Source organism: Ectothiorhodospira sp. PHS-1 (genome assembly GCF_000225005.1).
GTDB lineage: Bacteria > Pseudomonadota > Gammaproteobacteria > Ectothiorhodospirales > Ectothiorhodospiraceae > Ectothiorhodospira.
In genome coordinates this window covers 1-19629 of record NZ_AGBG01000037.1, presented here as the reverse complement: position 1 = coordinate 19629, position 19629 = coordinate 1, and the positions used below count along the sequence as shown (strand labels likewise).

The following is a 19629-nucleotide window of genomic DNA, read 5'->3' as shown; positions in this document are numbered from 1 at the left end:
TGCAGGACCAGCCCAGGGCGCGGCTGGCCCAGCTGGGGCTGGATGCCCTGCTTGGCCCGGATGCCTGGATCCCGGAGCGGCACCAGGCGCTGGCGCAGGGAGCGCAGCGTCTGATGCCGCCGGTACAAGGCCAGTGACTTACCGGCTTTCCAGCAGTGCCTGGTCGCGACGGGCCCTCCACCAGTCGGCCATGTCCTCCAGCAGTTTATAGAACAGCGGCACGAACAGGAGGGCCAGGGTACTGGCCGCCAGCATGCCGCCCACCACCACGGTGCCGATCTCCTGACGGCTGGCCGCGCCGGCACCGCTGGCATACACCAGCGGCAGGCTGCCGACGATGAAGGTGAACGCGGTCATCACGATGGCACGGAAACGCTGCCGTGCCGCGGCCGTGGCGGCCTCGGTGGTGGACATTCCCTCGCGCCGGTTCTGGGCCGCAAACTCCACGATCAGGATGGCGTTCTTCGCCGCCAGACCGATCAGCACCAGCAAGCCCACCTGGAAATAGATGTCGTTGGGGAAGCCCCGACCAAAGGAGGCGATCACCGCCCCCAGTACCCCGAAGGGCACCGCCGAGGCCACGGCCAGCGGCAGGGTCAGGCGCTCGTACTGGGCCGCCAGAATCAGGAATACCATCAGCATTCCCAGGGCGAAGGCGGCACCGCCGGCCCCGGCCCCCGCATCCAGCTGGTAGGCCTCACCGATCCAGCCCAGCACGGTGTCCGCGTCCTGATTCAGTTGCGCCGCCACGGCCTCCAGGGCCTCCTTGGCCTGGCCGGTGGTGTAGCCGGGTGCCGGGTCAGCCAGGATCTTGGCCGCCGGGAAGATGTTGAAGCGGTTGATGATGTCCGCGCCGCTGGTACGTTCCAGGGTCACCAGGGAACTGAGCGGGATCATGTCGCCGCTGCCGGAGCGCACGAATACCCGACGCAGATCGTCGGCCTGGCTGCGGAACTCACCTTCGGACTGCAGGTTCACCTGCCACAGACGTCCTGAATAGGTGAAGTCATTCACATACAGGGAACCGAAGGTGCTGCGCATGGCATCGAAGACCTCGGTGATGGGCACGCCCGCGGCCATGGCTTTCTCCCGGTCCACCTCGGCGTGGTAGCGGGGGATGCCCGTGGTCAGGGTGCTGCGCACGTTGGTCAGTTCCGGCCGCTCGTTGCCCAGAGCCGCCAGTTTCTGCGCCAGGGCCTCGATCTGCGCCGGGCTGGTGTCTCCCCGCACCTGCAGGTAGCCTTCCACGCCGCCGGTCAGGGACAGGCCCATGATCGGGGGCGGGATGAAGGCAAACACATTGGCCTCCTGAATCCCCATGCCCATGCCCATGACGCGGCGGGCGATGGAGGCGACATCCTGTCCTTCACCCTGGCGATCATTCCAGTCGGTCAGGTTGGCAAAGCCCACGGCGGCATTGGTGCGCAGGGAGCCGGCGATGATGTCGAAGCCGGCAAACGAGGTGAAGTCCTGGATCTCCTCCTGCCCGATGAGCTGGGCGGACAGGGCGTCCCGCACCTGTTCGGTGCGTCCCAGGGCCGACACCGGCGGCAACTGTGCCACCACCAGGGAAACCCCCTGGTCTTCCTGGGGCACCAGTCCCGTGGGCATGCGCTCCAGCAGCCACACGGCACTACCGGTGAAGCCGGCAAACAGCACCACACCCAGTATCCAGCGGCGCAGCAGGAAGGCCACCGTCGCCACGAAGGCGTCGGTGATGCGGTCAAACAGCCGGTTGAAGAGGCGGAACGGCGCGCTGGGCGCGTGGGGTTGCTTGTCCAGTAACAGGGCACACATGGCCGGGGTGAGGGTGAGGGCGACGATGCCCGAGACCACCACCGAGACCGCGATGGTCACCGCGAACTGGCGATACAACTCGCCGGTCAGCCCGCCGAGGAAGGCCACCGGCGCGAACACCGCCACCAGGACCAGGGTGGAGGCCACCACGGCGCCCGCCACCTGCTGCATGGTCTGGATCGAGGCCTCGCGGGCCTTGAGGCCCTTTTCCGCCATCAGGCGTTCCACGTTTTCCATCACGATGATGGCGTTGTCCACCACGATGCCGATGGCCAGCACCAGTCCGAACAGGGTCAGCAGGTTGACGGAAAACCCCAGTGCCTGCATGCCGGCGAAGGTGCCGATCAGGGACACGGGGATCGCCGCCACCGGGATCAGGGTGGCGCGCAGGTGCTGCAGGAACAGGAAGGTGACCAGGATCACCAGACCCACGGCAATGAACAGGGTGATGAACACCTCGCGGATGGAGATCTCCACGAACTCGGTGGTGTCGTAGGGGATGTGATAGGTCAGCCCTTCCGGGAAACGTTCCGAAAGCTCACCCAGCGCGGCACGCACCGCCCGGGCCGTATCCAGGGCGTTGGCCCCGGGCTGCAGGTAGATGCCCATGGGCACCGTCGGGCGGCCGTTATGGGTGGCGGAGAAGGCGTAGTTCTGCGCCCCCAGTTCCGCCCGGGCCACGTCTCCCAGTCGCAGGGTGCTGCCGTCGGGTTGGGCGCGCAGGATGATGCGTTCGAATTCCGCCGGGTCCGCCAGCTGTCCGCGGGTGGTCACGGTGAAGGTGAAGGCCTGATCCACCGGGGCGGGTTCGGCGCCCAGGCGCCCGGCGGCGAACTGGGCATTCTGCTGCCGGATGGCATTGGCCACGTCGGACGGAGTGAGATCGAACTGGGCCAGCTTGTCCGGCCGCAGCCAGATGCGCATGGAGTAGTCCTGAGCCCCGAACAGGGAGGCATCTCCCACGCCGGGCAGGCGTACCAACTCGTCCAGCACGTTGAGCAGGGCGTAGTTGCTGATGAAGATGGGGTCGTAACGGCCGTCCGGGGAACTGAGCACCGTCACCAGCAGGATGTTGGTGGAGCGGGCCTGTACCCGCACCCCCTGGTCGCGCACTTGCTGGGGCAGGCGGGGCAGGGCGGCCTGAACCCGGTTGTTGACGTTGATGGCGGCCTGGTCCGGGTCCGTGCCCATCTCGAAGGTCACGGTGATCTGGATGGTGCCGGCGTCGGTACTGGAGGACTCCATGTAGATCATGTTGTCCACCCCGTTGATCTCCTGCTCCAGGGGCGCCGCCACCGACTCCGACAGCACTTGGGCGCTGGCGCCGGGGTAGCTGGCCTGGACCACGATCTGGGGCGGCACCACATCCGGGTACTGCTCGATGGGCAGCGCCCGCAGCGAGGCCAGCCCCGCGACGATGATGATGATGGAGATGACGGATGAAAAGATCGGTCGATCAATGAAGAAGCGCAACATTACTGGTCCCGTCCCTGAGCGTTCACGGGAGAGACCTTGACGCCGTCACGCAGGCCCACGTGGCCGTTGATCACCAGGCGTTCACCGGCCGAGAGCCCGTCCAGGATCACCTGCCGGCCATCCACCATCGGTCCCAGACGCACGTGCCGGGCGTGGGCGGTGTCCCCATCGTCCACCAGGAAGACTCGGGGGCCGTCCCGGTCCTGGCTGACCGCGGTCGGATCGATCAGGAACACGTCCTTGAGCTCCTGCACCATGATGCGTACCCGCACGAACTGACCAGGGACCACCAGACGGTCCGGGTTGGGAAACACGGCGCGGGCGGAGACGGTGCCGGTGCGGGGATCGATGCTGCTGTCGGTGAAGTCCACCTGGCCCGTGTGTTCATAAAGGCTGCCGTCGGGCAGCAGCAACTGGACCTCGTGGCTCTGGACTTCTTCGCGTCCCATCATGGCCTGGCGGGCGGTGCGCTGGATGGCGGCATCCTGCTCCGGCAGGGAGAAACGCACATGGACGGGATCATGCTGGGTCAGGGAGGTGAGCAGGGTGCCCTGGCTGATGAGACTCCCCTCGGGCAGGCTTTCCAGTTCCGTGGTGCCTTCGATGGGCGCCACCACGGTGGTATAGCGCAGATTACGCTGGGCATCGGCGACCGAGGCACGGGCCAGATCCACCCGGGCGCGGGCCAGTTCCAGTTCCGACAGGGCCTGATCCCGGTCCCGGGTACTGACCACGTTGCGCTGATACAGGTCGGAGATCCGGTTCCATTCCCGCTGCGCCTGATTCAGCCCGGCCTGGGCGTTGGCCTGTTCCGCCTCGGCCATCTTCAGGGCGATCTCGTAAGGCTCGGGGTCGATGCGGAACAGCGGAGTGCCCTGGCCGACGGCCTGCCCTTCCACGTAGAGCCGTTCTTCCAGAATCCCGTCCACCCGGGCGCGCACTTCCACTTCCCGTGAGCCGCGCACCCGCCCGGCGTAGTCGCCACGGACCTTCACATCCTCCGCGGTCAGGGTGCTCAGGGTCACCGGCGGCGGGGGCATGCCGCCGGACCCGTTACCCGCGGCTTCGTCGCCGCTGCCGCAGGCGGACAGCCAGAGGGCGGCGAGCAGGGTCGCGGTCAGGCCGGCGGCGGGCAGGGCCCGGCGGGTACGGGAGGGGGTGGACATGGAGCGAGTCTCCGGAGCGGGGGTGTTTACAGAAACATACAGACGTGCATGTATAATAGGTCCGAAATGCTGACTGTCAAGCGCGGGAACCATGCGACGCACCAAAGAAGAAGCCGAACAGACACGAAACCTGTTGCTGGATGCGGCGGAAAAAGTCTTTCTGGAACAAGGGGTTTCCCGGGCCAGCCTGGAGGCCATCGCGCGCGAGGCGGGCATGACCCGGGGGGCCATCTACTGGCATTTCCGCGACAAGGCGGCCCTCTACGGGGCCATGCTGGACCGGGTGCGTCTGCCGCTGGAACGGCTGCGGGACGAATTCGTCCGGGAGCCTGACGCGGACCTCGCCGAGGTCATCGAACGGCTCTGTCTTACGGCGCTGGAGACGTTGGCCGGCGATGCCCAGGTGCAGCGGGTGTATACCATCGTCTTTCACCGTCGGGAGCGGGAGGCGGACAACCAGGTCTGGCGGGATGCGGAACTGGAAGGGCGGCGCCGGGCGGCCCGGGTCATGCTGGAATGTTTCCAGGCGGCCCAGGCGGCGGGGCGACTGCGCCCCGGGGTGACGCCGGAAATGGGGCAGCTCACCCTGGAACTTTATTTCACCGGCCTGTTCTATGCGTGGCTGCTGGAGCCGGAATACTTTGATCTGTTGAAGGATACGCCCGCCATGATCCGTCGTATTCTGGACGGTCTGCTGCTGCCGCCCGGATAGGCCGCGCTTGCGCTACCTTGTCCCGTCCTTTGGATGGGCCCGCACACAGTCACCCGACCGAGACGCAATCCATGGAAACTCCCCTCAAGGATCTCTGGCATCACCTGCACCATGACGAAGTGCTCGAAACCCTGGACACCCACGAGCAGCACGGTCTCACGGAACAGCAGGCCCGCGAACGTCTGGCCACCCACGGCCCCAACACCCTGACGGCGGCCCGGCAGACCTCCTGGCTTAAGCGCCTGCTGCTGCAATTTCACAATCCCCTGATCTACATCCTGCTCATCGCCTCGGCCGTGACCCTGGCGCTTGGGGAATACATCGATTCCGCGGTCATCTTCGGCGTCGTCCTCATCAATGCTGTCATCGGTTTCGTTCAGGAGTCCAAGGCCGAGGATGCCATCAATGCCCTCAAGGGCATGCTCTCCTCATCCGCCGCCGTGGTCCGGGACGGTAGCCGCGTCACCATTGCCGCCGCCGATCTGGTGCCCGGCGACATCGTCCTGCTGGCTTCCGGCGACAAGGTCCCGGCCGATCTGCGTCTGTTGTCCTGCCGGGATCTGCAGATCGACGAGTCCGCCCTCACCGGGGAGTCCGTGCCGGTGGACAAGCAGCCCGGACAGCTGGCTCGGGACACGGTGCTGGCGGATCGCGGCAACATGGGGTTTGCCGGCACCCTGGTGACCTACGGCACCGGCCGGGGTGTGGTCATCGGTACCGGCGATCGTACCGAGACCGGCAAGATCGCCGGCATGATCAATGACGCCGTCACCCTGGAAACCCCGTTGACCCGCAAGATCAATGCCTTCAGCAGGATCCTGCTTTGGGTGATCCTGGTGCTGGCCGGCATCACCTTCGGCGTGGGCCTGCTCTACGGCCAGGACTGGGTGGACACCTTCATCGCCGCCGTGGCCCTGGCGGTGGCCGCCATCCCGGAGGGACTGCCGGCGGTGGTCACCATCACCCTGGCCATCGGGGTACGCCGCATGGCCCTGCGCAACGCCATCATCCGCAAGCTGCCGGCGGTGGAGACCCTGGGGTCCACCACCGTGATCTGCTCCGACAAGACCGGCACCCTGACCGAGAACCAGATGACGGTGCAGCGGATCATCGCCGCCGATACGGAATTCGAACTCACCGGGGGCGGCTACAATCCCGAAGGCCGGATTCTGAGGGACGGCAGCCCGGTCGAGGCTCCCGCTGCTCACCATCAGGCCCTGTACCATTGCCTGCTGGCCGGCCTGCTGAGCAATGACAGTGAGCTGGTGGAACGGGACGGTCGCTGGAGCGTCCACGGCGATCCCACCGAAGGGGCACTGATCGCCAGCGCCCTCAAGGCCGGGTTCGACCGTCACGACATGCGCCGCCGGCTGCATCGGGTCGATGCCATTCCCTTCGAGTCGGACCGTCAGTACATGGCGACGCTCCATCGCCACGATGAGGGCCACCGGGTCTACATGAAGGGGTCGGCGGAGCGGGTGATCGCCCATTGCGACCGGGCCATGAACGCCGAGGGCGATCGGGTGCCGATCGATCGGGAACGCCTACAGGCGCAAGCGGAGGCATTGGCGGCCCAGGGTTTGCGGGTGCTGGCCTTTGCCATGCGTGAGACGGAGACGAGCCGTCTGGACATCCCCGATCCCGACAAGGACGAGGATCGGCTGATCTTCCTGGGCCTGCAGGCCATGATCGATCCGCCCAGGGAGGAAGTGATCCATTCCGTGGCCCTGTGCCGCAAGGCCGGCATCCGGGTGAAGATGATCACAGGCGACCATGTCCTCACCGCCCGCGCCATTGCCGAACGCATCGGCATCATCCGGGATGAAGACAAGGATCAGCGACGGGCATTGACCGGGCGCCAGTTGGCGGAGTTGTCGCCGGATGAATTGAGCAAGGCCGCCGACCAGGTCTCGGTCTTTGCTCGGGTGGCGCCGGAGCAGAAGCTGCGGCTGGTGGAGGCCCTGCAGGCCCGGGGCCATGTGGTGGCCATGACCGGTGACGGGGTCAACGATGCCCCCGCCCTCAAGCGGGCCGACATCGGCATCGCCATGGGGATCAACGGCACGGAAGTGTCCCGGGATGCCTCGGACATGGTGCTGGCGGACGACAATTTCAGCGCCATCGAGGCGGCGGTGGAGGAGGGGCGCAACGTCTTCGACAACCTGATCAAGTTCATCACCTGGGTCCTGCCCACCAACCTGGGGCAAGGGCTGGTGATCATGGTGGCCATCCTGCTGGGCCTGACCCTGCCGGTGCTGCCGGTGCAGGCCCTGTGGCTGAACATGACCACGGCGGTGTTCCTGGGCCTGATGCTGGCCTTCGAACCCCGGGAGCCGGGGATCATGGCCCGGGCGCCCCGTCGGCCCGATGCGCCGATCCTCAGCGGCGAAATCATCGGCCGCATCTTCTCGGTCAGTGCCTTGCTGCTGGTGGGGGCCTTCGGTCTGTTCCAGTGGTCACTGGGCCAGGGTGCGAGCCTGGAGGAGGCCCGCACCCTGGCGGTGAGCCTGTTCGTGGTGGTGCAGAGCTTCTTCCTGCTCAACTGCCGTTCCCTCTCCCGCAGCGTGTTTCGCACCCATCCGTTCTCCAATCCCTGGATCTGGTGGGGGATCGGGGCGATGTGGATGGTCCAGCTCCTGTTCGTCTACACACCGTGGATGAACCTGCTGTTCCAGAGCGCGCCGCTGTCATTGCAGCACTGGGGCCTGATCCTGGGCTACGGTGTGTTCGTACTGCTGCTGGTGGAACTGGAGAAGGGGCTCTGGCGGCGCTGGAAACGGGAGGGAAATCCGGTCAGCGCGGGGTCTTGAGCCACTCCCCGAACCGCCGCAGTACCCGGCTGCTCTCCGGGGTCGGCCGGATGTTGGCCAGCAGGCCGTCGATCTGCCGCCCCTGTTCCGCCAGCTGGTCCCGGTAGTACATGACGTAGTGGGGGGTGATGCGTTCATCGAACTCCGGATGAAACTGCACCCCCCAGGCGCACCCGTTCACCACGAACCCCTGGTGGGCCTCCATGTCGCTCTCGCCCAGGGCCATCGCCCCGGGCGGCAACGCCACCACCGACTGGCTGTGGCTGACCTGGCCGTAGAACCGGCCCGGCAGCACCGAGAACAGGGGGTCTTCGGCGGCCTCGCCGTGGAGCCGGACCTCCACCGTGCCCACCTCGATCCCCCGGGGATTCCAGTCCACCCGGCCGCCCAGGGCGTGGGCCAGGATCTGGTGGCCGAAGCAGATCCCCAGGATCGGCACACCGGCCGATACCGCGTGCGCCAGCCAGTCGGCGGTCTGCTGGATCCAGGGGGCCTCCTCCGTGACCATGGATCCGGAGCCGGTAATGACCACGCCGACAACGTCCCCCGGTGCCGGCAGCGGATCACCGGCCTGGACATCCACCACCTTTGTCTGGGTTTGGGGCCAGTCCATGCCGGCGGCGATCCAGTCTTCGTAATCCCCGGGAAAGTCCTGAAGAGAGTCGATCTTGGTACCGGTCTTGATGATGAGCAGTGTGTCCATGGGATCTCTCGCGATGCGTCCGCAATGCAGGAAGTCAAGAGATTACTCCAGAAAGCTGCACTGCATCAAAACCACGACCTGCCAATGAGCCAGCGGGGTCTGGCCGGAATCTGCTCCAGGATCGGGCGCGGGTCATAGGCCACGGCCGGCAGGGGCAGGGGGCCATGGGGCAGCGCCTGGTCCAGTTGCCGAAGGCGGTCGATCCGATCACGGGTGGCGGGATGGGTGCGCAGCCAGGAGGGTTCCGGGGCACGGCGGCCCGGCAGCAGCACCTGTTCCAGCAGGCCGCCCTGCACCCGTTCCAGCTTGTCCAGGGCCATGGCCAGACCGACCGGATCGCCGGTGAGGCGGGCCGCGCCCAGGTCCGCCTCATATTCCCGGCTACGGGAGAGTGCCAGCTGGAACAGGGTGGTCAGGCTGGGGGCGAAGATCAGCAGCAGGATGGCGCCCCAGTGAATGGTGGCATGGCCCATGATCAGCAAGGGCAGATTGATGATCAGCAGGACCTGGCCGAACAGGGACAAAAGGACCGTGAGCCGGGAGGACAGATCGGCAAAGGTCATGGTGCGCAGGTCATTGTGGGCCACATGGCTGATTTCGTGGGCCAGTACGGCGGTTAGCTCGCGCAGGCTCAGGCGCCGCAGAAGGCCGTCGGAGACGGCCACGGCGGCCTGCCGGTGGTCTCCCACGGCGAAGGCATTCATCACCTGGGTGGGGACATAGTGCAGGGTGGGGGTCCGGGGCAGGCCGGCGCGGTCGGCGAGCTGGTCCATGATCTCCAGCAGCACCGGGGCGTACCGGGGATCAAGCCGGTAACCCTGGTACATGCGCATCACCAGGCCGGGCGAGGCCATGGGGTTGAGGAAATAGAGCACCACCACCGCGGTCACCACCCCGGTACTGTGAACCGGGCCGCCGATGAGCCAGGCGATGCTCCCCAGCAACAGCACCATGGCCCCCACCAGGGCGAGGGATTGCAGGCGGTTGTGCAGGTGGTGGGCTGTGTGGGGCATGGCGGGGCAGGGTTCGGGTGATATACCCATTGACCCGGTCACCCGGTTTTCGTTCTGCGCTCCCCGCCGTCCTTCACGCCCGATCCAGGCTCTTGCGCAGGTCCTCCAGCCGCTTCACCGACACCTTCTCCACCGTCCCCAGTTCCTGGGCAAACAGGGACACCCGCAATTCCTCGATCAGCCAGCGGTAGCGCGACCACTCGCCGCCGGTGCGTCCGGCCGCCCGGCGGGCCTTGCAGTCCTCCCACAGGGGTTCCACGTCCACCCGGGCGCGCCGGTCCTTGTCCGGCGCATGGTCCAGCCGTTCCATGCGCCGCTCGATGGCCGCCAGATAACGGGGATACTGGGCCAGCCGGTCCGGCGGCGTTTCCAGCAGGCAGTGGGGATGGATCAGGTGTTCCAACTGGTCCCGGATGTCTCCCGCCGCCTCCACCCAGGACAGGGGCAGGGCGCCCTTGAGGCGGGCGCGGATGCGCTGGTAGGCGGTCAGGATCTCCCCCGCCAGGGCGCACAGGGCATTGGCCGTCGCCACCAGTTCGCCCCGGCCCGCCTCCAGGCGCTGCCGAAACCCTTCCGCGTCCACGGGCCAGGGCTCGGCCATGAATACCCGCTCCACCGCCGCAAACACCAGGTCATCCTTGAGGGCCTCGCAGCGATCCACGGGGTTGTACTGCAGGCACAGGCGCTGGATGTCCGGCAGGTTCCGGTACAGGTACTTCACCGGCTCCCTTGCCCCCAGCATGAACAGCCGTCGCAGGCCGGCACGATGGATCTGTCCGGCCCGGGCCGGACTGTCCGCCAGGATCAGGGCCACGCTGTCGCCCCGGTCCTCCAGGGCTGGATAGCCCCGCAGGGTGGCGCCGTGCTGACGGAATTCCACGTACTCCGTCAGGGGGCCGAAATCCCAGTCGGTCAGACCGTCCCGTTCCATGTCCTCGGGCCGGTGAGCCTCGAAGCTCTCCACCGCCCGTCCGGACAAGCTGTCCTTGAGGGCCTGCAGATCCCGGCCGGTCACCAGGGTCTTGCCCTGGGCGTCCACCACCTGGTAGCGCAGTTGCAGATGGGGTTCCAGGCGCTCGGGCTGCCATTGGTCCAGAGGGACGTCGGTGCCGGTGATCTGGCGCAAGGCCCGGGTCAGGGCCGGGATCAACCCGCCCTCGGGCTCTCCCAGCCGGGCCAGGGCCGCCCGGGCGAACTCCGGGGCCGGCACGAAATGGCGGCGCAGGGATTTGGGCAGGGTCTTGATCAGGGCGGCAAGCTTTTCCTCCAGCAGACCCGGCACCAGCCAGTCCCCCCGATCAGGGTCCAGGGCATTGAGGGCCGCCAGGGGCAGGGTGAGGGTGACGCCGTCCGCCTCGTGGCCCGGTTCAAAACGGTAGCTCAGGGGCAGCCGCAGGCCACCGCTCTCCAGCACGTCCGGGAAGCGCTCCCCGCCCAGGTCCGGGGCCTCGCGCTGCAGCAGGGTGTCCCGGTCCAGACGCAGCAGGGAAGGATCATCCCGCTCCGCCTGCTTGCGCCAGCGTTCAAAGCCCGCGCCGTCATGGACCTCGGCCGGCAGACGGCCATCGTAAAAATCATAGAGCACCTGCTCGTCCGCCAGCAGATCCCGGCGCCGCCCGCGGGCTTCCAGGTCCTCGATCTCCCGGATCAGGGCCTGGTTGTGGGCCAGGGCAGGGGCACGGCTACGCAGCCGACCCGCCACCAGGCCCTCGCGAATGAACACCCGACGGGCATCCGCCGGGTCCACCCGACCGTAGTTTACCTTGCGCTTGGGGTTGACGATCAGACCGAACAGAGTCACCCGGTCCCAGGCCGCCACCGTGCCCTGGCGCGGTTCAAAATGCGGTTCGTAGTAGTGGTGCTTGAGCAGGTGACCCGCCACCGTTTCCAGCCACTCCGGACGGATGGCGGCGCATTCCCGGGCATAGACCCGGGTGGTCTCGGCGATCTCGGCAGCCATGATCCAGGCTGGAGCCCCCTTGAACAGCCCGGAAGCAGGGTGGATGTGAAACCGCCGGTTGCGGGCGCCCAGATAGTCGTGCTTTTCCGTCTTCACCCCGACCTGGGTCACCAGCCCGGTGAGCAGGGCCCGGTGGATGGCCGCCGGATCGGCCGGTTCCTGGTTCTCCTTCAGGTCCATCTCCCGCAGGCTCTGGCGCAACTGGCCGTGCAGGTCCTGCCATTCCCGCATGCGGATGAAGGACAAAAAATGCTCCCGGCACCAGGCCCGCAGCTTGGCCTTGGACAGATGGCGGGACTGTTCCCGCCAGGCGGCCCACAGCTTCAGGTAACCCAGGAAGTCCGATCCCGGTTCCCGGAATCGGGCGTGAGCCTCGTCGGCGGCCTGACGTTTCTCGGCGGGGCGTTCCCGCGGGTCCTGGAGGGCCAGAAAGGCCACGATCAGGGTCACTTCCGCCAGGGCCTGCTCCCGGGCCGCTGCCAGCAGCATGGCCCCCAGGGTCGGGTCCACCGGCAGCCGGGCCAGTTGCCGGCCCGTGGCGGTGATGCCGTGGGCATCGTCCACTGCCCGCAGGGTCTGCAGCAGCTTGAAGCCGTCCCGGATCAGACGGGCGTCCGGCGGCTCCACGAAGGGAAAATCCTCCGGATCGCCCAGGTTCAGGTGGGCCATCTGCAGGATCACCGAGGCCAGGTTGGAGCGCAGGATCTCCGGGTCGGTGTACGCCGGGCGAAGCTGGAACTCCTCCTCGCCGTAGAGGCGGATGCAGATCCCCGGCCCCAGGCGCCCGCAGCGCCCCGCCCGCTGGTTGGCGGAGGCCTGGGAGACCGGCTCCAGGGACAGGCGCTGGATGCGGGAGCGCCAGGCATAGCGGGCGATGCGCACCAGCCCCGAATCGATCACATAGCGGATGCCCGGTACAGTGAGGGCGGTCTCGGCCACGTTGGTGGCCAGCACCACCCGACGGCCGGTGTGGGGGGCAAAGACCTGGTTCTGTTCCGCCGCCGACAGCCGGGCGTAGAGGGGCAGGATCTCCGTATGCCGGGGATGGTGCTTGCGCAGGGCCTCGGCGGCTTCGCGGATCTCCCGTTCTCCGGGCAGGAACACCAGGATGTCGCCGGGACCGGCCTGGGCCAGTTCATCCACCGCCGCCAGCAGGGCCTCATTCAGATCCCGTTCGGTGTCGGCGTCATCCTCGCCGGTGACCGGGCGGTAGCGGATCTCCACCGGGTAGGTGCGGCCGGGGACTTCGTAGACGGGGGCATCGGCAAAGTGGCGGGCGATGCGTTCCGGGTCCAGGGTGGCGGAGGTGATGAGGAGCTTGAGGTCCGGCCGCCGGGGTAGCAGACGCTTGAGATAGCCCAGCAGGAAGTCGATGTTCAGGCTGCGCTCGTGGGCCTCGTCGATAATGAGGGTGTCGTAGGCGCTCAGTAGCGGGTCCGAGCGCAGTTCCGCCAGCAGGATGCCGTCGGTCATGAGCTTGACCAGGGTGCGGGGGCCGACATGATCGGAGAAGCGCACCTTGAAGCCCACCTGCTCCCCCAGGGGGCTGTTCAGTTCCTCGGCAATGCGGCTCGCCACCGAGCGGGCGGCGATGCGCCGGGGCTGGGTGTGGCCGATGAGGCCATCGGTCCCCCGGCCCAGGGACAGGCAGATCTTGGGCAGCTGGGTGGTCTTGCCCGAGCCGGTCTCGCCGCAGATCACCACCACCTGATGGGCCTGGATCAGACGAGCGATCTCCTCCCGATGGGCGCTGACGGGCAGATCGTCGGGGAAGTTCGGCGAGGGCAGGGCCTGGCGGCGTTGTTCACGGGCCAGGACCGAGGCTTCAATCCGGCCGGTCAGGCGTTCCAGGAGACGGTCGGCGGGTTTGCCGGCCCGGAGCCGGCGGCGGGCGCGGTCCAGATCCTTGCGAAGGGCGTCATGGTCCCGTGTCAGGCAAAGGGGGATGCGTGCGGCGAGATGATCGGGGTCCGGGTGAGACATGGGGACGTGTCGGTATGGAGCACTGACGCCGTCAGGCGTCAGGCACCCGCACCATGATGGTCTGGACCTGGTTGGCGTGCAGTCGCTCGCGCATCCGGTTCAGGTTGTCCAGTTCCGTGAACGGTCCCACCTGTACCCGGTGCCAGGTATCCCCGTTCACCGTCACGGGCTGGATGCGGGCCTCCACCCCCATCAGGGCCAGGCTGGCGCGCAGGCGGTCCGCTTCCTGATGGGAGCGGAAGGAACCGGCCTGCAGCAGATAACGGCCGGGCTGTTGTACCGGCGCCGGCGCCGGTGGCGGGCCGCCGGGGGCGGTGCGGGGCTGAACCTGAGGTTCCGGGACCACCACTTCCAGTTCCGGCAGCAGGGTATAGAAATCGAACCGGGGCCTGGGCGCCTCTTCCGCCGGCTTCTGGGCGGGTGCCTGGGCCGGGCGGGCGGGTTGCGGCTGCTGGACGGGCTGTTGCTGGATCTGGGGTGCCGCCACCGTCGTCGTGGTGGTCGGTGCGTCGCGCTGGGTCTGTAGATAGACCACCGCGGCAGCGAACAGGCCCACCGCCAGACCGGCCGCGCCCCAGACCCAGCCGGGCAGGGGGGCTCTTTCTTCCGCCTGTCGGCGGCGGCTGGCCTGGCGCCGGGAGCCGCGGGCCATTACATCTCCTCGGGCGCGGAAACGCCCAACAGCGTGAGACCGTTGGCCAGTACCTGACGCACGGCCAGGATCAGGTTGAGGCGGGCATCCCGCAGATCGGCATCGTCCACCAGGAACTGGTGTGCGTTGTAGTAGGTGTGGAAGTCATTGGCCAGATCCCGCAGGTAGTTGGCCACCTGATGGGGTTCTTCCGCCAGGGCGGCCGCTTCCACCAGTTCGGGGAAGTGGGCCAGGCTGCCGAGCAGGGCGGATTCATGATCCTCCGTCAGACGGTCCAGGTGGGCGTGGCCGTTGGCCGGGTCATGAGTCAGACCCTTGGCCTGCATCTGTCGCAGCACGCTGCACACCCGGGCATGGGCATACTGGATGTAGTAGACCGGGTTGTCGGCGGACTGGGACTTGGCCAGATCCAGGTCGAAGTCCAGGTGCTGTTCGCAGCGGCGCATGACATAGAAGAACCGGGCGGCGTCGTTGCCCACTTCCTCGCGCAGTTCCCGCAGGGTGACGAAACTGCCGGAGCGGGTGGACATCTGCACCCTCTCGCCGCCCCGGTAGAGGATGGCGAACTGTACCAGCAGCACGTCCAGACGGGCATCGTCCCGGCCCATGGCATGGAGTGCCGCCTTCACCCGCGGCACATAGCCGTGATGATCGGCGCCCCAGACATCGATCACCCGGTCATAGCCCCGGTCGAACTTGTCCATGTGGTAGGCGATGTCTGAGGCAAAGTAGGTGGTCTGGCCGTTGTCCCGCTGAACCACGCGATCCTTCTCGTCGCCGTATTCGGTGGAACGGAACCACAGGGCGCCGTCCTTTTCATACAGGGCGCCCTTGTCCCGTAACTGTTCCAGGGCCTTGTTGACGGACCCCTTGTCGGTGAGGGAGCGCTCCGAGTACCAGGTCTCGTAGGTGACGCCGAATTCCGCCAGGTCGTCACGGATGTCATCCAGGATGACGTTGAGGCCCAGTTCGAAGACGTAGCGGTAGCGGTTGTCGCCCAGCAGCGCCTTGGCCCGCTGGATGACCGCGTCGATGTATTCTTCCTTGTCGCCGCCGTCCGGTTCGTCCGCCGGCAGGCCGTCCATCAGGGCCTCGGTGGTGACGGCATAGTCCTGGCCGTGTTCCTGGAACAGGGTGTCGGCGATGTCCCGCACGTATTCGCCCCGGTAGGCGTTGGTGGGGAAGTGGAACTTCACCCCGCAGCGTTCCAGGTAGCGCAGCCAGACGCTGGTGCCCAGGATGTCCATCTGTCGGCCGGCGTCGTTGACGTAGTATTCCCGGTGCACATCGAAGCCCACCGCCTCCAGCAGGTCCGCCACCGCCGCGCCGTAGGCGGCGCCGCGACCATGACCCACGTGCAGGGGGCCGGTGGGGTTGGCGGAGACGAATTCCACCTGCACCTTCTTGCCGGCGCCCAGACGGCTGCGACCGTAGGCTTCTCCGGCCTCCAGCACCTGGGTGATCACCGCCAGACGGGCACCGCGGCTGATGAACAGGTTGATGAAGCCGGGACCGGCGATCTCCACCTTGTCCAGGATGTCCGATTCGGGCAGATGGTCGATGATCAGCTGCGCCACGTCCCGGGGTTTGCGGCCCAGGGGCTTGGCCAGTTGCAGGGCCAGGTTGGTGGCGAAATCACCGTGGGCCTTGTCCCGGGTGCGCGTCAATTGAACCTCCACCGACCGGTCGGCGGGCAGGGTGCCGTTGCCGGTGAGGGTGTGGAGGGATTGTTCGAGCAGAGCCTGTAATTGAGGTTTCAAGGTTTCGGTATCCGAAGAAGAGCGAACGGCGGGGAAATCTGAACGAGGGCAGATTCTATCGGGAATGGCAAGGGGGGTGAATACCCTTGCCGGGATGAGGCGCCCGGGGAGCGGCCGGGATGGGGCAAAGAGCCCGCGGTTTACTGCAGATCCACCGGGTCCACGTCCACGGACCACCTGACCTTTCTGGCCCCGGGCAGCCGGGGGAGATCGGGCAGCCAGATCGCCAGGGCCTTTTGCAGGTCCTGCCGCCGCCCTGCCTGCAGCAGCAGATGGGCCCGATACCGTCCCGCCTTGCGTTCCATGGGGGCCGGGGCCGGCCCCCATGCTTGTACCCCCCGGGGGTTGCCTGACTCCAGGGCGTGACGAGCGCCTTCCAGAAACACCCGGGGCGCTTCGGCCGCCGTGGCCTCCGCCCTGAGCAGCGCCAGTGCCGCGTAGGGGGGCAGGCGGGCCTCCCTGCGCTCGGCCAGTGCCGCCTGGGCAAAGGCCCCGTAGCCGGCGCCCAGCAGGGTCAGCAGCAGGGGATGCTCCGGGTGATGGGTCTGGATCAGCACTTCTCCAGGCCGGGTGCCGCGCCCGGCCCGTCCAGCCACCTGCACGATGGTCTGGGCCAGCCGCTCCACCGCCCGGAAATCGGCACTGAACAGCCCCTGATCCGCCTCCAGGATAGCCGCCAGGGTCACGTTGGGAAAGTCATGGCCCTTGGCCAGCATCTGTGTCCCCACCAGGATCCGGTGGCGGCCGCTGCGCACCCCTTCCAGGGCGGATGCCAGGGCACCCTTGCGTCGGGTGCTGTCCCGGTCGATGCGCACCACCGGCCAGGCGGGAAAGTGCCGTCGCAGGGCCTGTTCCACCCGCTCGGTGCCCTGGCCCCGGCCGGCCAGGGGGCGGCCGCAGTCCGGGCATTGAGCGGGCACGCCGCTTTCATGGCCGCAATGATGGCAACGCAGGCGGCGGATGCCCGCATGCCAGGTCATGCGGGCATCGCAGCGATGACAGTCGGCCACCCAGCCGCACTCATGGCAGATCAGGGCTGGGGCATAGCCGCGTCGATTGAGGAACAGCAGAACCTGGCCGTCATCCTCCAGGTGCTGCTGCATGCGGTCCAGCAGGGGGACGGACAGGCCCTCGTCCATGAACTGACTGCGCACGTCCAGCAGTTGCAGGCGCGGCGCCGAGGCGCCGCCGGCCCGGCCCGGCAGGGACAGGTGCCGGTACTGCCCCCGCTCCACGTTGGCCAGGCTCTCCAGGGCCGGGGTGGCCGACCCCAGTACCACCGGCACCTGTTCCCGGTGAGCGCGCATCACCGCCAGATCCCGGGCGTGATAGCGGAAGCCGTCCTGCTGCTTCAGGGAAGGATCATGCTCCTCATCGACAATGATCAGGCCCGGCCGTGCCCAGGGCGTAAAGACCGCCGAGCGGGTGCCGATGATGACCCCCGCCTCGCCGCCGCGGGCACAGAGCCAGGCACAGTGCCGCTCGCCGTCGTTGAGGCCGGAGTGGAGCACCGCGATGGGGGCATCCAGGCGTGCCCGGAAACGGGCCAGCAGCTGGGGGGTGAGGGCGATCTCCGGCACCAGCACCAGGCATTGGCGTCCGCTTGCCAGCACCTGCCGGATCACCTGCAGATAGACCTCGGTCTTGCCGCTGCCGGTGACGCCTTCCAGCAGATGACAGGTGAATCCGCCCAGGGTTGCCGCGATGGCGTCCACCGCCTGTTGCTGGGCGGCGTTGAGTGCGGGCGCCGGAGCCGGGGGCGTATCCGCCGGGGTCAGGCAGGGGCGTGCGTATATCCGTACCAGTCCCTTGTCCACCAGTGCCTTGAGGGACTGGCGGGGATCGGTCTCCTGTTGCTCCCTGAGTCGTTCCAGGGCCGGATCCTCCTTCGCGTCCCGCAACAGGCGCAGCAGGGCGGCCTGACGGGGAGCGCGGGTGAGGGTGGCCGGGTCGGTGCGGCGGCCCGCTTCGGTCAGGGTGCAATACTCGATGCCCCGGGCCTCGGCCGGTTTGCCCTGGCGCAGGGTGACGGGCAGGGCGGCGGCCACCACCTCGCCCAGGGGGTGCTGATAGTAGTCGGCGGCCCAGGCGAGCAGGTTCAACAGGGCGGTATTCAGTAGTGGCCCAGTATCCAGGGTGGCGCCGATGGGTCGTAGCCGGTGGCTCGGCACACTGGATGCGTCACCGTGGCCGATGACCACGCCCACCACCTGACGCCGTCCGAAGGGCACCCGCACGCGGGCACCGATGGCGGGCAGGTCGGCCTCATCCGGAGCGGGCAGGTAGTCGAAATACCCGTGCACGGGGGTGGGGACGGCAATCCGGAGGATGGAGGTTGCAGAGGGCTGGGGCATGGTGGCGAATGATGCCACATCTGTCCGCTGATAAAGCCCCTCTCCCCTGGCGGGAGGGGGGGAGGGGGCTTGAGCAGTTCACTTGAAATCTATTCATAAATTATCGATACTTTCCAATATGAAAAGATTGGCAAGCATCAGTGAGGCCGCCAAGGCGCTGGGCGTGTCCATTACGACACTGCGCCGCTGGGAAGCATCGGGCAGGTTGGTGCCTGAGCACACAGCGGGCGGCCATCGTCGTTACGATCTGGCGAAACTCCGGCCCGAGATGTTCCGGGCCGAGGAAGATGCAGGGCGGCGCACCGTGGCCTATGCTCGCGTATCCAGCCATGATCAGAAGGAGGATCTGGAGCGGCAGAAACAGGTGCTGGAACTTTACTGCGCTCAGCAGGGATGGACGTTCGAGTTGATTTCCGACCTTGGTTCAGGGATGAACTATCACAAGAAAGGTTTGAAGCGACTGCTTGACGCCATCATCGATGGGGAAGTCGGGCGACTGGTGATCACCCATAAGGATCGGCTTTTGCGCTTCGGGGCCGAGTTGGTCTTTGCCCTCTGCGAAGCCAGGGAGGTCGAGGTGGTGATTCTCAACCAGGGTGAAGATACGACCTTTGAGGAAGACCTGGCGAAAGATGTGCTGGAGATCATCACCGTGTTCAGCGCCCGACTCTACGGCAGCCGCTCGCGCAAGAACCAGAAGCTGCTGGACGGCGTGAAGAAGGCCGTGGAGGACGCGACATGATCCGTGCCCACAGGATTGCGCTTGCGCCCAACAACAGGCAGGCGACCTATTTTGCCCGCGCGGCAGGCACGGCGCGTTTCGCCTACAACTGGGCGTTGGCCGAATGGCAGTGCCAGTACGCGGCCTGGAAGCAGGACACCAGTCTGCCCAAACCCTCGCAGGTCGCATTGCGTCGCCATTTGAACGCCGTCAAGCGCGAGCAGTTTCCATGGATGCTGGAGGTCACCAAAACGGCACCGCAGATGGCAATCATCCAGTTGGGCGAAGCGTTCAGGAATTTCTTCGCCGGCCGCGCCAGGTACCCGAGGTTTCGCAAGAAGGGCGTTCATGACCGATTCACCCTCACCAACGACCAGTTCCGCGTCGAAGGCTCCCGCATCCGCATCCCCAACCTTGGCTGGGTGCGGATGCGGGAGTCGTTGCGCTTTACCGGCAAAATCATGTCCGCGACGGTCTCCCGCGTCGCCGACCGCTGGTTTTTCAGCATCACCGTAGACACCG

12 protein-coding genes are annotated in these 19629 nt (G+C 67.0%); 4 read left to right on the top strand and 8 right to left on the bottom strand.

Going from position 1 to position 19629, the window contains the following annotated elements; all coding sequences use genetic code 11:
* Positions 1 to 138: 138 nt before the first annotated feature.
* Both ECTPHS_RS12335 and ECTPHS_RS12330 read right to left on the bottom strand, forming a co-directional pair.
* Complete coding sequence (locus ECTPHS_RS12335; protein WP_008933086.1) at positions 139 to 3273, bottom strand: efflux RND transporter permease subunit; 3135 nt, start codon at positions 3271 to 3273, stop codon at positions 139 to 141.
* Entirely contained in the window at positions 3273 to 4439 is a 1167-nt protein-coding gene (locus tag ECTPHS_RS12330; RefSeq protein WP_008933085.1) for an efflux RND transporter periplasmic adaptor subunit, read from the bottom strand. The genes ECTPHS_RS12335 and ECTPHS_RS12330 overlap by 1 nt, the downstream gene beginning before the upstream one ends.
* A gap of 91 nt (positions 4440 to 4530) precedes the next feature.
* Between ECTPHS_RS12330 and ECTPHS_RS12325 the strand changes: the two genes are divergently transcribed.
* Complete coding sequence (locus ECTPHS_RS12325) at positions 4531 to 5151, top strand: TetR family transcriptional regulator (RefSeq protein ID WP_008933084.1); 621 nt, start codon at positions 4531 to 4533, stop codon at positions 5149 to 5151.
* A 71-nt stretch (positions 5152 to 5222) separates the two neighbouring features.
* Positions 5223 to 7961, top strand: coding sequence for a cation-transporting P-type ATPase (locus ECTPHS_RS12320; RefSeq protein ID WP_008933083.1), 2739 nt, complete (start codon positions 5223 to 5225; stop codon positions 7959 to 7961).
* Here ECTPHS_RS12320 and ECTPHS_RS12315 read toward each other — a convergent pair.
* The 6 genes from ECTPHS_RS12315 to ECTPHS_RS12290 form a co-directional block, all read right to left on the bottom strand.
* Positions 7945 to 8664 carry a glutamine amidotransferase gene (locus ECTPHS_RS12315; protein ID WP_008933082.1) on the bottom strand — a complete coding sequence of 240 codons (720 nt, stop codon included), beginning with the start codon at positions 8662 to 8664 and terminating at the stop codon, positions 7945 to 7947. The genes ECTPHS_RS12320 and ECTPHS_RS12315 overlap by 17 nt on opposite strands.
* A gap of 65 nt (positions 8665 to 8729) precedes the next feature.
* The gene (locus ECTPHS_RS12310; RefSeq protein WP_008933081.1) at positions 8730 to 9677 is read right to left on the bottom strand and encodes a zinc metalloprotease HtpX; all 948 of its coding nucleotides are present in this window, start codon (positions 9675 to 9677) and stop codon (positions 8730 to 8732) included.
* Positions 9678 to 9750: 73 nt separating this feature from the next.
* On the bottom strand, positions 9751 to 13620 hold the full coding sequence (gene hrpA, locus ECTPHS_RS12305; RefSeq protein WP_008933080.1) for an ATP-dependent RNA helicase HrpA: 3870 nt from the start codon (positions 13618 to 13620) through the stop codon (positions 9751 to 9753).
* A 31-nt stretch (positions 13621 to 13651) separates the two neighbouring features.
* Positions 13652 to 14272 carry an SPOR domain-containing protein gene (locus ECTPHS_RS12300; RefSeq protein WP_008933079.1) on the bottom strand — a complete coding sequence of 207 codons (621 nt, stop codon included), beginning with the start codon at positions 14270 to 14272 and terminating at the stop codon, positions 13652 to 13654.
* Positions 14272 to 16032, bottom strand: a complete 1761-nt coding sequence (argS, locus tag ECTPHS_RS12295) for an arginine--tRNA ligase (protein WP_008933078.1) — start codon at positions 16030 to 16032, stop codon at positions 14272 to 14274. Before argS ends, ECTPHS_RS12300 begins: the two co-directional genes overlap by 1 nt.
* Positions 16033 to 16172: 140 nt before the next feature.
* Positions 16173 to 18386, bottom strand: a complete 2214-nt coding sequence (locus tag ECTPHS_RS12290) for a primosomal protein N' (protein ID WP_040405969.1) — start codon at positions 18384 to 18386, stop codon at positions 16173 to 16175.
* Positions 18387 to 18504: 118 nt separating this feature from the next.
* Between ECTPHS_RS12290 and ECTPHS_RS12285 the strand changes: the two genes are divergently transcribed.
* Complete coding sequence (locus tag ECTPHS_RS12285; RefSeq protein ID WP_008933076.1) at positions 18505 to 19128, top strand: IS607 family transposase; 624 nt, start codon at positions 18505 to 18507, stop codon at positions 19126 to 19128.
* On the top strand, positions 19125 to 19629 hold a 505-nt coding region (locus ECTPHS_RS12280; protein WP_008933075.1), incomplete at its 3' end, for a helix-turn-helix domain-containing protein. The genes ECTPHS_RS12285 and ECTPHS_RS12280, both read left to right, overlap by 4 nt.